This window comes from Streptomyces sp. NPDC003011 (genome assembly GCF_053591515.1).
This window is the reverse complement of record NZ_JBSFTY010000047.1, coordinates 47,139-60,951: the sequence shown is the minus strand read 5'-3', so window position 1 is coordinate 60,951 and position 13,813 is coordinate 47,139. Positions and strand designations below refer to the sequence as shown.

Sequence of the window (13,813 nt, the reverse complement as noted above, 5' to 3'; positions counted from 1 at the left end):
AAAACATGGTGCTGCGGGGTGCCGTTTCGGTCCAGTGGTCTGATAAGTATGCAGTCGTCTGCTCGAACAACACGCTCAACGAGGAGCCACCAGATGCCCGGCAGGACCGGGCGTGTCCAGGACTGACCCGCCCCGTCCCCGCCACCGACCGAGAGGCCCTCCGTGTCCCCGACGCCCGTCCGCATCACCGCGGTCGACACCCGCGACATCCGTTTCCCCACCTCCCGCGAGCTCGACGGCTCCGACGCGATGAACCCGGACCCCGACTACTCGGCGGCGTACGTCGTGCTGCGCACGGACAGCGACGGCACGGACGGCGGTCCGGAGGGGCACGGCTTCACCTTCACCATCGGGCGGGGCAACGAGGTCCAGGTCGCCGCGATCCACGCGCTGCGCCACCACGTGGTCGGGCGGTCCGTCGACGAGGTGTGCGCCGACCCGGGCTCGCTGTACCGGGACCTGATCGGGGACAGTCAGCTGCGCTGGCTCGGGCCCGAGAAGGGCGTGATGCACATGGCGATCGGGGCGGTGACCAACGCCGTGTGGGACCTGGCGGCCAAGCGCGCCGGCAAGCCGCTGTGGCGCCTGCTCGCCGAGGCCGACCCCGAGTGGCTGGTCGCGCAGGTCGACTTCCGCTACCTCACCGACGCCCTCACCCCCGAGGAGGCGCTGGACCTCCTGCGCAAGGGCCAAGACGGCGCCGCCGAGCGCACCACGCACCTGCTGGCCACCGGCTTCCCCGCCTACACCACCTCCCCGGGCTGGCTCGGCTACGACGACGAGAAGCTCACCCGGCTCGCCGCCCAGGCGGTCGCCGACGGCTTCCGGCAGATCAAGCTCAAGGTCGGCGCGGACCTCGACGACGACGTACGGCGCTGCCGCGTCGCCCGCCGGGTCGTCGGCCCCGGTATCCGCATGGCGATCGACGCCAACCAGCGCTGGGACGTCGACGAGGCGATCCGCTGGACCAGAGCCCTCGCCGAGTTCGACCCGTACTGGATCGAGGAGCCCACCAGCCCCGACGACATCCTCGGGCACGCGGCGATCCGCAGCGCGGTGGCCCCGGTGAAGGTCGCCACCGGCGAGCACGTGCACAACCGGGTCGTCTTCAAGCAGCTGCTCCAGGCCGGAGCCGTCGACATCGTGCAGATCGACGCGGCCCGGGTCGCCGGCGTCAACGAGAACCTCGCGGTGCTGCTGCTCGCGGCGAAGTTCGGCGTGCCGGTCTGCCCGCACGCCGGCGGCGTCGGCCTGTGCGAACTCGTCCAGCACCTGTCGATGTTCGACTACGTCGCGCTCTCCGGCACCACCGAGGACCGGGTCATCGAGTACGTCGACCATCTGCACGACCACTTCCTCGACCCGGTCGTGATCCGCGAGGGCCACTACACGGCACCCGCCGCGCCCGGCTTCTCGGCCGCCATGCGACCCGAGTCGATCGCGCGGTACACCTTCCCCGACGGTGCCTTCTGGGCCGCCGACCTCGAGACGCAGAGCGACGAGAACACGAAGGGACAGGCGGTATGAGCGACTTCGAGGGCCTCAAGGCCCTGGTGACCGGCGGTGCCTCCGGCATCGGCAGGGCGACCGCGGAACTCCTGGCGGCGCGCGGCGCCCGGGTCGCCGTCCTCGACCTGGACCCCTCGTCGGTCGAGAAACCTCTGCTCGCCCACCGGGCCGACGTCACCGACGACGCCTCCGTCCGCGAGGCCGTCGCCGCCGCCGCGGCCGGCCTGGGCGGACTCGACGTCCTGGTCAACAACGCGGGCATCGGCGCCCAGGGCACCGTCGAGGACAACGACGACGAGGAGTGGCACCGCGTCCTGGACGTCAACGTCGTCGGCATGGTCCGGGTGGCCCGCGCCGCGCTGCCGTACCTGCGCGCGTCCGCGCACGCGGCGATCGTCAACACGTCCTCCGTCGCGGCCACCGCGGGCCTGCCGCAGCGGGTGCTGTACAGCGCGACCAAGGGCGCCGTGCACTCCCTCACCCTCGCGATGGCCGCCGACCACGTCCGCGAGGGCATCCGCGTCAACTGTGTGAACCCGGGCACGGCGGACACCCCGTGGATCGGCCGGCTGCTGTCCAAGGCCGCCGACCCGGCCGCCGAACGCGCCGCCCTGGAGGCCCGCCAGCCCACCGGACGCCTGGTGAGCGCGGACGAGGTCGCGGGCGCGATCGCCTACCTGGCGAGCCCGCTGTCCGGCGCCACCACCGGCACCTCGCTCGCCGTCGACGGCGGCATGCAGGGCCTGCGTCTGCGGCCGGCGGGCCGGTGAGCACGCTCGGCCGCAGCGGCGTCGAGGTCAGCGCCCTCGCCTTCGGCGCCGCCGTGATCGGCAACCTCTACACCGAGGTCGGCGAGGAGCAGGCGCACGAGGCCGTGGCCGCCGCCTGGCAGCGGGGCGTGCGCTACTTCGACACCGCCCCGCACTACGGCCTCGGCCTGTCCGAACGCCGACTCGGAGCGGCCCTGCGCGAGTACCCCCGCGACCGGTACACGGTCTCGACGAAGGTGGGCCGCCGTCTGGACCCCGTCCAGGACGGCGGTGACGACCTCGCCCACGGCTTCGCGGTACCCGCCACCCACCGCCGCGTCTGGGACTTCAGCGCCGACGGCGTACGACGCACCCTGGAGGCCAGTCTCGGACGGCTCGGCCTGGACCGCGTGGACGTCGTCTACCTCCACGACCCCGACGACCACGCCGAACAGGCCTTCCGCGAGGGCTACCCGGCTCTGGAGGAACTGCGCTCGGAAGGCGTGGTGGGCGCGATCGGCGCGGGCATGAACCAGACCGCGATGCTCACCCGTTTCGTCCGCGACACGGACGTCGACGTGGTGCTGTGCGCCGGCCGCTACACCCTGCTCGACCAGGAGGCGCTCACCGGACTCCTCCCGGCGGCCGAGGAGCGCGGCACCTCCGTCGTCATCGGCGGCGCCTTCAACTCCGGCCTGCTGGCGGACCCGAGGCCGGGAGCGACGTACGACTACGCCGAGGCGCCCGCCGAGTTGCTGGACCGCGCGCTGCGCCTCAAAGCCGTCGCCGACCGCCACGGCACCACCCTGCGCGCCGCGGCTCTGGCCTTCTGCGCGGCCCCCGAAGCGGTCGCCAGTGTCCTGGTCGGCGTCCGGTCCGCGGCCGAAGTGCGCGACTGCGCCGACCAGTTCGCGGCCCCGGTCCCCGCCGCGTTCTGGCGCGAGCTGCGCGACACCGGCCTCCTGCCGGCCGAGGCCCCCGTCCCCGCCGGGGAGCCGTCATGAGAGCGGCCCCGCGCACCCAGGTCCGCGCCGACCGGATCACCGCGCACGAGGCCGCCCGCCGAGAGGTCCCGGCCGGGCTCACCGACGCGATCGGCGCCACCGGCGCGGCGGACTGGACGATCTGGCGCCGCCGTACCGACCTCTTCGACCTCCTGCGCTCCGGCGAGGGCGCGGGCGCGGGCGAGGGCGCGGGCGAGGGCGCGGACGCCGGTCTGCCCGTGGTGGGGGAGCTGCCGTGACCGTGGACGCGCACCACCACGTGTGGGACCTGTCCGTACGGGACCAGGACTGGATCGCCGGTGACAGTCCCCTCCGGCGGGACTTCGCCGTGGCGGACCTCGCCGCCGAGGCCCGCGCCGCCGGAGTGGACCGTACGGTGCTCGTCCAGACGGTCACCGTCGCCGAGGAGACCCCGGAGTTCCTCGCCCTCGCCGCCCGGCACGACCTGATCGCGGGCGTCGTCGGCTGGATCGACCTCACCCGCCCGGACGTGGCCGAGGAACTGGCCAGGCTGCGGGAACTCCCCGGCGGGCGGTACCTCAAGGGCGTCCGGCACCAGGTCCAGGGCGAGCCGGATCCGCGCTGGCTGCTGCGGGCGGACGTACGGCGCGGGCTCACCGCCGTCGCCGAAGCGGGACTCGTCTACGACCTCGTGGTCCTGCCGCACCAGCTGCCCGCCTGCGTCGAGGCGGCCGAGGCGCTGCCCGGACTCCCCTTCGTCCTGGACCACATGGGCAAGCCGCCGATCGCCTCCGGCACCCTCGAACCCTGGGCGTCCGACCTGCGCGCCCTCGCCGCCCTCCCGCACACCGTCTGCAAGCTCTCCGGCATGGTCACCGAGGCGGACGCCGCCTCCTGGACCGTCGACGACCTGCGCCCGTACGCCGAGGCGGCGCTGCACGCCTTCGGACCGGACCGGCTGATGTTCGGCTCCGACTGGCCGGTGTGCACGCTCGCGGCGACGTACGGCGACGTACTGGACGCGGCACGCCGGCTGGTCCCCGCGAGCGCGCACACCCAGGTCTTCGAGACCACCGCCGTTCGCGTCTACGGCCTCTGAGCCACCCCCGACAGCCGGGTCGGCGGCAGATACTCGCGCACATACGTCCGCTCCCAGCACGCGCCCGTCTCCCGCAGCTCACGCCAGGTCGTGTACCGGTAGCGGAAGAGGCGGGCGCGGATGTGGCGGGGCGGGGCGCCGGCCGGGAACGGGGAACGGCGCAGCAGCCTCAGCGTGTCCCGGTCGTTCTCCAGCAGCCGTTCCACCAGGACGCCGAACCACGTCCCGGCGTACGCGGGCGACAGCGCGGCGAACCACATCATCCAGTCCAGCCGCAGGTGGTACGGCGCGAACTGGCGCGGCCAGCGCCGGGGATCACCGGGCTTGCCCTTGAACTCGTACTCCCGCCAGTCGGAGTCCTCGCGCGGCACCTCGTCGGCCGTGCCCTCGACCACCACCTCGTACCGGACCTGGCTGACGCTGCCGAACGCGCCGTAGGTGTTGACGAGATGGAGCGGGTCGAAGGAACGGTTCATGACCTGGCGCCGGGAGAGCATGTTGCGGACCGGGCGATAGCTCAGCGCCACGAGCAGCGCGGCGACCGCCAGGACCAGCACCTCGTACCACAGCGGGGCGCCGGGCACCGCCGGCGGATCGCCCGGGAACCGCACGGCCGACAGCGCCAGCACGATGGTGATCCAGTTCAGCCAGGAGAAGTTGCCCGACAGCACCAGCCACAGCTGGGTGACGATCATCAGCGAGGCCGCCGCCGTGGCGATCGGCTGCGGGGTGAACAGCAGCAGGGGGACGACGAGTTGGGTGACATGGTTGGCGGCCACCTCCACCCGGTGCAGCGGCCGGGGCAGATGGTGGAAGAACCAGCTCAGCGGGCCCGGCATCGGCTGTGTCTCGTGGTGGAAGTCCAGGCACGTCAGCTTCCGCCAGCACGCGTCGCCGCGCATCTTGATCAGACCCGCGCCGAACTCGACGCGGAACAGGATCCACCGCAGCAGGAACAGCACCAGGACGGGCGGGGCCACCTCGTCGTTGCCGAGGAACACGGCGAGGAATCCGACCTCCAGGAGCAGGGACTCCCAGCCGAAGCCGTACCAGGTCTGGCCGACGTTCACGATCGACACGTACAGCGCCCACGGCACCGCCCACATCACCATCGCGGCCCACAGCGGCAGCCGGGAGTCGAGTCCCGCCAGCAGCGCCGCCGACACCGCGCAGCCCGTCCAGGCGCAGACCGCGAAGAAGCGGTCCGAGTAGCGCAGCTGGAACAGGCTCGGCGCCCGCTTGAAAGGCACCCGTTCGACGTACTCGGGCACGGGCAGCATGCCGCGCTCGCCGATCAGCGGGCGGAACTGCAGGGCCGCCGTCAGGAACGCCACGAGGTACACGCCGGCCAGAGCCCGCTGGAAGACCAGCCGGCTCATCCAGTACTCGGGTGCGGTGAACCAGTCCACGGCCGTGCGCTCCTGTCTGCGTCTCGCTGCGGGCACTCCCGGCCCGCTCCGGAGACTCCCGGTTCTGACTCCGGAGACTCCGCGCCGGATCCCCGCCGGACCCCGCGTGACTCTCCGTGTACCTTCCTTCCGCTTGCGTAACCCAAGTGAGTGAAGCAGACAATAGTGGCGACATGCCCGACATGGGCGGGACGGACGGGAGAACGTGGTGCGCACACCCACCGCAACCCTCGGCACGGCCTGCGCGCTCTCGGCGGCGCTCCTCGTCGCCGGCTGCGGCGGCGCCGGGGACGACGCCGACGCCACCGGGGCGAGCGGGGAACTCTTCCTCCAGCCCGCCGCGGCCCAGGGGCCTGACCCCTTCACGGACTCGACGGCGGCCTCCGCGCTCGCACCGCCGCCGGTCACCCGAACGCCGCGGCCGGCCCCGTCGGAAGCGGCCGGGGGACGGTCCGTCTCCGGCTCGACGCCCGGCCTCTACGCCGGCATCCGGCGGGCCGGCAGCTGCGACGTGCTCCGGCAGGCCGAGCACCTGACCCGGGACCGGGTCAGGGCCCGCGCCTTCGCGCAGGTCGTGGGCGTCTCCCCGGCCTCGGTCCCGGACTACCTGCGCGCGCTGGCCCCGGTCGTCCTGCGCGCCGACACCCGGGTCACCGACCACGGCTACCGCGACGGGCGGGTCACCGGCCGTCAGTCCGTCCTCCAGGCGGGCACCGCCGTCCTCGTCGACAACCGGGGCGTGCCGCGCGTCCGCTGTGCCTGCGGCAACCCGCTGACCCCGCCGGCGGCCTTGCGCGGCAGCCCGGGCACCCACGGCCGCCCCTGGGCCGGCTACCGGCCCGCGCAGGTCGTCGCGGTGGCTCCGGCCATCCGGGCCGTCGCCACCGTCACGATCATCGACATCGTCAGCCGCGCCTGGATCGAGCGGCGCGTCAGCCACGACGTCCGCCACGACCGCGTCGTGCCGACGCCGGACCCGCTGCCCCCGGCGTCCACCCCGCCGTCCCCCGACGGGCGTTCCTCCAGCGCCTCGCCGAACGGCGGCGGCGCGTCCCCGAGGACGGACGGCTTCCCCCCGGCGGCGAGCGACTGCCCGACCCCCACCCCCACCCCCACCCCGACCCCGATTCCGTCCTCGTCCTCGGCGCCGACCGCCACGGTCACCCGGGAGGCCACCGACGACGTACCGACGGACGACGACATGGCGGACGCCACCACAGGCGCCACCACGGGCGCCACCACGGGCGCCACCACGGGCGAGCCCACCGGTTGCCCCACGGCCACCGTCACCGCCATGTCCCCGTCGGACCCCGGCGGCCCTCTCACGCCGTCGGACGAGCCGGACGACACGCCCCGCCTCGGCACCACGGTCCCCGGCGAGCCCACCGCCGAGGAAGCCCCGCTGGACGACCCCTCCGTGGACGCGCCCGACACCTCCCCGGGCTCCTCCGACGAGGCCGGCCCCGACGCCGTGCCGGAAGCCCCCGACCCGCCCGACGGCGGCGGACTGATCCCCGACGACCAAGCCGGCACGGACAGTGTCCCCGGCAGCCCCACCGGCGTCTGAACCGGCCGACGGCGCAGGCGCCCCCGGCCCACCCGCTCACCCCCCGATCCGTCCTCCCGGTCGAAGAATCGGGTGAATCCTGGCAAGGTGGCCCCATGGCTGATCGGGGAGCGAGCGCCCTGTCACTCCCGGACGACTGGCCCGCCCACCCGGACCCGATCCTGGCGCTCAACCGCATGGGCAGCTTCGACTGGGACCTGGACAGCGGCCTGTTCCACATGGACGCCCAGGCCCACGAGGTCTTCGACCTGCGCCCCGACGAGTACGACGGCCACCCCGGGTCGCTGGCGAGCCGGGTGCCGGGCGCGGAGGCGCACCGCCTCGACGCCCTGGTCGCGCAGGCCATCAAGGACGGCAGCGAGAACTACGGCACCTACTTCCGGCTCCGCTGCCGCGACGGCTCGCTGCGCTGGACCCACACCCAGGGCTACATCCGGCGCGACGAGACGGGTCGTCCGCGCCGGATCGTCGGCATCGTCCGCGACGCCACCCAGGAGCTCAGCGAGATCGAGTCCCGCCGCGATCAGGCCGCCCAGGACGAGGCGCGGCGCCGCCAGACCAACGTCGTCCAGCTGACCACGGCCGCCCTCGCCCACGCCCGCACCGTCGACGACGTGATCGACGTCCTCAAGGACACCCACGGCCTCACCCACCTCGGCGCCACCAGCCTGGTCTTCGGACTGGTCGAGGCCGGCCGCATCCGGCTGGTCGCCGAGGGCCCCGAGGGCAGCTTCGTCCCCGGCACCGACGTCACCCGGATCGACGAGCCCTACCCGATGAGCGAGGTCGTCCGCACGCTCAGCCCCCGCTTCATCGAGTCACCGGAGGAGTTCGCCGAGCGGTACCCCATCCTGTGGCCGCACCTCACCGGCCTGGACATCACCGCGGCCGCCTATCTGCCGCTCATCGCCGAGGCCCGCCCGATCGGCGCCATGGGCCTGCTCTACAGCGACCGGCGCGGCTTCTCGCCCGAGGACCGCAACGTCCTCGTCGCCCTCGGCAGCAGCATCGCCCAGAGCCTGCAGCGGGCCATGCTCTTCGAGCAGGAGAAGGACCTCGCGACCGGCCTCCAGCAGGCCATGCTGCCGCGCTCCATCCCCAGCGTCCCCGGCGCCGACGTCGCCGTCCGCTACCGGGCCGCGACCGCCGGAGGTTCCCCCGGCCGGGACATCGGCGGGGACTGGTACGACCTGATCCCGCTGCCGGGCGGCCGCGTCGGTGCCGTCATCGGCGACGTCCAGGGCCACGACACCCACGCCGCCGCCGTCATGGGCCAGCTGCGGATCGTGCTGAGGGCCTACGCCGCCGAGGGGCACACCCCGGGCACCGTGATGGCCCGCGCCTCGGTCTTCCTCCACGAACTCGACACCGAGCGCTTCGCGACCTGCCTGTACGCCGAGGCCGACCTGTCGACCGGCGTGGTCCAGGTGGTCCGGGCCGGACACATCGACCCGCTGATCCGGCACCCCGACGGCAGCTGCCGCCGCGTGTCCGTCCCGGGCGGCCTGCCGCTCGGCCTGTCCGCCGAGTTCGGGCGCCTCGACTACCCGGTCGCCACCCTCGAACTCGACCCCGGGCACACCCTGCTGCTCTGCACCGACGGGCTGGTCGAGCAGCCCGGCGCCGACCTCGACGACGGCATGCGCACCCTGACCGCGCTCATCGCCACCGGCCCGGACGACGTCCGCGACCTCGCCGACCGGCTCATCGACGTCGCGGAGGAACGCGGCGGCGACGACGACGTGGCCCTGCTCCTGCTGCGCCGCCACGGTCTGGACACCCCGCGGTCCGGGGGCCGCCTCCAGCAGCACGTGGCCCCCGGCGACCCCGAGGCCCTGGCCGCGGCCCGGCACATGATCCGCGCCGCCGTCGCCGCCTGGGGCGCCCGCGACCGCTGCGACGAGATCGAACTCGTCGCCGACGAACTGATCACCAACGCCCTGATGCACACCGAGGGTTCGGCGATCGCCACCCTCAGGGTCCTCACCGGCACGGAGCGCCGCCTGCGCGTCGAGGTCGAGGATCCCTCCAGCGCCCTGCCGCGCCGCCGCGAGGCGGGCGAGTCGGGCGTCTCCGGACGGGGCCTGCTCCTCGTCGACCTGCTCACCGACGCGTGGGGCGTGGAGGCGCGGGGCGGCGGCAAGTGCGTGTGGTGCGAGTTCCTGGTGACGGAGCCGAGCTGAGCACTCCGGTGTCCGGTGGCACTCTGGACCTATGCCGGAACTCCCCGAGGTCGAAGCGCTCAAGGACTTCCTCACCGAGCATCTGGTCGGCCACCGGCTCGTCCGGGTGCTGCCCGTCGCGATCAGCGTCCTGAAGACGTACGACCCTCCGCTCACCGCCGTCGAGGGCCGCCAGGTCACCGCCGTGCACCGGTACGGCAAGTTCCTCGCCCTCGCCACCGAGGGCGGCCCGCACTTCGTCACCCATCTGGCCCGCGCGGGCTGGCTGCACTGGAAGGACACGCTTCCGGACGGCCCGCCCCGCCCCGGCAAGGGTCCCCTCGCCCTGCGGGCCGCCCTGGAGACCGGCGCCGGCTTCGACCTGACCGAGGCGGGCACCCAGAAACGCCTCGCGGTGTACGTCGTCGGGGACCCGCGGGAGGTCCCGGGCATCGCCCGCCTCGGCCCGGACCCGCTCGCCGCCGACTTCGACGAGGCCCGTCTCGCCGCCCTGCTGACGGGTGAACGCCGCCAGCTCAAGGGCGCGCTGCGCGACCAGAGCCTGATCGCCGGGGTCGGCAACGCCTACAGCGACGAGATCCTGCACGCGGCGAAGATGTCCCCTTTCAAGCCGACCTCGTCGCTCACACCCGAGGAGACCGGCCGTCTGTACGAGGCCCTGCGCACCACTCTCACGGAGGCGGTGGAACGTTCCCGGGGTGTGGCGGCCGGCCGCCTGAAGGCCGAGAAGAAGAGCGGCCTGCGCGTCCACGGCCGCGCCGGCGAGCCCTGCCCCGTGTGCGGCGACACCATCCACGAGGTCTCCTTCAGCGACCGTTCGCTCCAGTACTGCCCGACCTGCCAGACAGGCGGCAGACCGCTGGCGGACCGCAGGCTGTCGAGGCTGCTGAAGTAGGCGCGGACACGCGCGCCAGGGGCGGCCGAGCAGGTACGGCTCCCGTCTACCGGGTCTCCAGCGTCACCAGGTGCTCCCCGGTGCTCGTGCGCAGTTCGAAGTGGTCGATCTCGTCGGGGTGCATGGCCGCGCCGCCGCGCATGATGTTCGGGCGGGCGTCGTGCCGCAGGACGCTCCAGCTGGTCACCGTCTGTTCCGAGCCGTCGAGGCCGACGGCGATCAGGCGGCAGGTGCGGGGACCGGCACCGTCCTTGACCTGGAGTTCCACGTCGCTGCCCCAGACCTTGTCCTCGGTGGTGACCTGGGCCCACACACCCGACCGCTCGTCGGTCGCGGTCACCCGTACCCCGCCGGCCTCGGCACCCCCGGCCTCGTCGCCGCTCGCCATCAGCGCGATGCCGGGTCCGGCCACCGCGAACACCACCGCCGCGGCCACCGCGTACAGCAGGCGCCGGCGCCCGGCCCGGTGGCGTGCCGCGACCGCGCCGAGCAGCCGGTCCAGCAGTCGGGGGCCCGGCTGGGCCATGGGATGCACGACACGGGGGGTCGCCCGGCGGTACAGCATCATCTGCCGGGTGACAGGTCCGAACTCGGTCACCTGTGCCGCACAGCGGGGGCACTCCATGAGGTGGTCCTCGAAGCGGAAGGCCTCCGCCTCGTCCAGCACGCCGAGCGCGTACGCGCCGACATCGCGATGCCTCTCCAGGGACCTCATGCCGAATCCTCGTGCCGTTGGGTGCGGGTGGGGTTACTCCGTGCTCCCACCGGTACGCACCGGCCAGCCGAATCACTCAAGGGCCACACCGAATCGTAACCAAGGGATTCGGAGCGGCCGGACCCGGGGATTGGTCCGAGTCGAGACGAATCTAGAAAAGATGGATGGCGAGGTGTCCCAGGGGCAATCCGAGCTGCCAGGCCGGCGTCCACACCTTGGGCCCCTCGTCCTCACCGGCCGCCGCACCGCCTCCCGGCACCGCGTTCAGATCGGGCGCGAGCAGCTCGGTCTCCTCCAGCCAGCGCCAGGCCGCCCGCGCGAGTTCCAGGTCCGGAGCCGGGCCGCGGGAGGCGGCCGTCGCGGCGGCGAGCGCGGCCATCCGCTCGCACACCCAGTCCTGCCAGGGCTGGTCGTACGCCGTCAGCGACAGCCAGTTCTCCAGCTGGGAGACGACCTCGATGCCGGACAACTCGCCGTCGGTGTCGGACAGATAGATGGTCAGCGCCAGTGCGTCCCGTCCGGCGCGGAACTCGAAGGACGTCGGCGGCATCAGATCGCCGGACTTCAGCAGTTCGTCGGCGATGTACTCGGCGTACAACCAGGCCATGGGGACCGTCAGTTCGCCCCCGCCGGCGCCGTCCGCGCTCTCGTGACCTCTGTGCGGCATCCCTTCCTGCCTTCCTCCGGTTGCGTGCGCGTAGCCCGTCGCCGGGTCCTCGGTGCGGAACACGGATGAGGACAGCCGATTACCCGACCGGGGTCCAAGGCAAGGCGCTTTACGGAGGTTTGACCAAGTCATTGGTTTCACCGCAGGTCGGCCGCATATCCCGGAAGCACCCGGCGCAGGGCGCGCAGCGCGTAGTACGCGCGGGACTTCACGGTACCGGGCGGAATGCCGAGGGCTTCCGCGGCCTCCGCCACACTCGCCCCTTGGAAATACACCAGCACCAGTACGTCACGGTGTTCCCGAGTGAGTGTCTTCACAGCCTCCCGCACATCGAGGGTGGCCGCCGCCCGCTCGGCATGATCGGCGCACACCCGCGAGTTCTCCAGGATCGCGTCGCCGACCTCCGCCGGGCGTGCCTGCCGGGCCCGCCGCGCGTCGATGGCGAGCCGCCTGCCCACGGTCAGCAGCCATGGCCGTACGGAGTCGAAGTCGTCGGCGCGCAGGGCCTCAGGGTGCTGCCAGGCGCGTACGAGTGTTTCCTGGACGAGGTCCTCGGCGCGCTGTCGATCGCCGTCACAGAGCCGGAGCAGCAGCGCGAAGAGGGGCCGGCCGTGCTCCCGCTGCAGTGCGGCGAGCTCGTGCTCGGCGGTCGTCCCGTTCGTGAGAGTGATCCCGGCCGTCATGGCCGTATGGCACAACAGAGGACGGTTTCTGGACAGGGCGGGCGCACAGCTCTGCGGCGGACGGTCGATCGCGTCGGCGAACGGTTCGACGAACGGTCCCGCCGCGCCGTCCGCGCGCTCCGGACGGGCTAAAGAGGGCGGCGGGATTGTTTGCGGGCGCCTTCAGCTTCGTACCTATTTGTAGGTCAATATGACCACAATGGGGTGAGCTGATGATCGCACGCAGAAGCCAGGTCGCCCTGGCTCTCACGGCCCTGCTCGCCGCGGGCGCCGCCTGCCAGGCCCAGGACCACGAACGGCCCGCCGGGCCCGGACACCCGGCCCCGTCCGCCGCCGCCCGCGGTTTCACGCTCGTCGCCTCCGGTGACGTCCTGCCGCACAGCTCGATCATCGACCGGGCCCGCTTCGACGCGGGCGGCACCGGCTACGACTTCCGCCCGATGCTCGCCGGTGTCGAACCGGTCGTCTCCCGCGCCGACCTGGCGCTGTGTCACATGGAGACCGTGTACGGCGCGAACGGCGACTACACCGGCTACCCCACCTTCAAGTCCCCGCCCGAGGTCGCCCAGGGCCTCGCCGCGACCGGCTACGACGGCTGCTCCACCGCCTCCAACCACAGCCTCGACGACGGCGCCGACGGCATCCGCCGCACCCTGGACGCCCTCGACCGGGCGGGCGTACGGCACGCAGGCTCCGCCCGCACCGAGGCCGAGGCGGGCACGGCCACCGTGCTGCGCGCGGGTCCCGCGCAGGTCGCCCACCTCGCCTACACGTACGACACGAACGGGTTCCCGCTCCCGCAGGGGCAGCCCTGGGCCGTCGACCTGATCGACGAGGCCAGGATCGTCGCCGACGCCCGGGCGGCCCGCGAGGCCGGCGCCGATGTCGTCGTCGTCTCCCTGCACTGGGGCACCGAGTGGCAGGACGCCCCCGACGAGCGGCAGCTGAGCCTGGCGGGGAGCCTCACCGCCGCCCGCACCGGCGGGCGTCCCGACATCGACCTGATCCTGGGCACCCACGCCCATGTCCCGCAGGCGTACGAGAAGGTGAACGGCACCTGGGTGGTGTACGGGATGGGCGACCAGATCGCCGGCGGGATGGTCAACCACCAGGGGGTCCGGGATCCGCGCGGCAACCAGTCCACGCTCGGCCGCTTCACCTTCGCGCCGCCCGCGCGGGCGGGGGAGCGCTGGCGGGTGACGCGGGCCGAGTTCGTCCCGCAGTGGTTCGACATCGACGCGGGGCGCGTGGTGAACCTCAACCAGGCGCTCGCCTCGGGCGCCGACGTGCGCGCCGTGCGCGACCGGATCCGGCAGGTGGTGCTGAGCCGGGGCGCGGCCGAGGACGGGCTGACCATGGGGCGCTGACCGCT

12 protein-coding genes and 1 pseudogene are annotated in these 13,813 nt (G+C 73.3%); 9 read left to right on the top strand and 4 right to left on the bottom strand.

Features of this window, described 5'->3' with window-relative positions; genetic code table 11:
• Positions 1-162 precede the first annotated feature (162 nt).
• From ACWD0J_RS24040 to ACWD0J_RS24020, 5 genes and pseudogenes are all read left to right on the top strand, one after another.
• Complete coding sequence (locus ACWD0J_RS24040; RefSeq protein WP_451497877.1) at positions 163-1,527, top strand: L-fuconate dehydratase; 1,365 nt, start codon at positions 163-165, stop codon at positions 1,525-1,527.
• On the top strand, positions 1,524-2,279 hold the full coding sequence (locus ACWD0J_RS24035) for an SDR family NAD(P)-dependent oxidoreductase (RefSeq protein ID WP_451497876.1): 756 nt from the start codon (positions 1,524-1,526) through the stop codon (positions 2,277-2,279). Before ACWD0J_RS24040 ends, ACWD0J_RS24035 begins: the two co-directional genes overlap by 4 nt.
• Positions 2,276-3,262 (top strand): aldo/keto reductase, encoded by a 987-nt coding sequence (locus ACWD0J_RS24030; RefSeq protein ID WP_451497875.1) that lies wholly within the window; start codon positions 2,276-2,278, stop codon positions 3,260-3,262. The genes ACWD0J_RS24035 and ACWD0J_RS24030 overlap by 4 nt, the downstream gene beginning before the upstream one ends.
• Positions 3,259-3,408, top strand: a pseudogene (locus tag ACWD0J_RS24025) (L-rhamnose mutarotase); the annotation flags it as partial. The gene ACWD0J_RS24030 and the pseudogene ACWD0J_RS24025, both read left to right, overlap by 4 nt.
• 89 nt (positions 3,409-3,497) lie before the next feature.
• Positions 3,498-4,322, top strand: a complete 825-nt coding sequence (locus ACWD0J_RS24020) for an amidohydrolase family protein (protein WP_451497874.1) — start codon at positions 3,498-3,500, stop codon at positions 4,320-4,322.
• Here ACWD0J_RS24020 and ACWD0J_RS24015 read toward each other — a convergent pair.
• On the bottom strand, positions 4,310-5,731 hold the full coding sequence (locus ACWD0J_RS24015; RefSeq protein ID WP_451497873.1) for a lipase maturation factor family protein: 1,422 nt from the start codon (positions 5,729-5,731) through the stop codon (positions 4,310-4,312). The genes ACWD0J_RS24020 and ACWD0J_RS24015 overlap by 13 nt on opposite strands.
• Before the next feature lie 208 nt (positions 5,732-5,939).
• Between ACWD0J_RS24015 and ACWD0J_RS24010 the strand changes: the two genes are divergently transcribed.
• The 3 genes from ACWD0J_RS24010 (at position 5,940) to ACWD0J_RS24000 (ending at position 10,376) form a co-directional block, all read left to right on the top strand.
• Positions 5,940-7,298: a DUF6777 domain-containing protein gene (locus tag ACWD0J_RS24010; protein ID WP_451497872.1), complete on the top strand. Its 1,359-nt coding sequence runs from the start codon at positions 5,940-5,942 to the stop codon at positions 7,296-7,298.
• A 95-nt stretch (positions 7,299-7,393) separates the two neighbouring features.
• Positions 7,394-9,481: a SpoIIE family protein phosphatase gene (locus ACWD0J_RS24005; protein ID WP_451497871.1), complete on the top strand. Its 2,088-nt coding sequence runs from the start codon at positions 7,394-7,396 to the stop codon at positions 9,479-9,481.
• Positions 9,482-9,512: 31 nt separating this feature from the next.
• Positions 9,513-10,376, top strand: a complete 864-nt coding sequence (locus ACWD0J_RS24000; RefSeq protein ID WP_451497870.1) for an Fpg/Nei family DNA glycosylase — start codon at positions 9,513-9,515, stop codon at positions 10,374-10,376.
• A gap of 46 nt (positions 10,377-10,422) precedes the next feature.
• Here the strand turns inward: ACWD0J_RS24000 and ACWD0J_RS23995 are convergent, their stop codons facing one another.
• The 3 genes from ACWD0J_RS23995 to ACWD0J_RS23985 form a co-directional block, all read right to left on the bottom strand.
• Positions 10,423-11,091, bottom strand: coding sequence for a zf-HC2 domain-containing protein (locus ACWD0J_RS23995; RefSeq protein WP_451497869.1), 669 nt, complete (start codon positions 11,089-11,091; stop codon positions 10,423-10,425).
• A 151-nt stretch (positions 11,092-11,242) separates the two neighbouring features.
• Complete coding sequence (locus tag ACWD0J_RS23990; protein WP_451497868.1) at positions 11,243-11,758, bottom strand: hypothetical protein; 516 nt, start codon at positions 11,756-11,758, stop codon at positions 11,243-11,245.
• Between the two features lie 137 nt (positions 11,759-11,895).
• Positions 11,896-12,441 carry a sigma-70 family RNA polymerase sigma factor gene (locus ACWD0J_RS23985; protein WP_451497867.1) on the bottom strand — a complete coding sequence of 182 codons (546 nt, stop codon included), beginning with the start codon at positions 12,439-12,441 and terminating at the stop codon, positions 11,896-11,898.
• Positions 12,442-12,653: 212 nt separating this feature from the next.
• Here ACWD0J_RS23985 and ACWD0J_RS23980 point away from each other — a divergent pair, with 212 nt between their 5' ends.
• Positions 12,654-13,808 (top strand): CapA family protein, encoded by a 1,155-nt coding sequence (locus tag ACWD0J_RS23980; RefSeq protein ID WP_451497866.1) that lies wholly within the window; start codon positions 12,654-12,656, stop codon positions 13,806-13,808.
• Positions 13,809-13,813 lie beyond the last annotated feature (5 nt).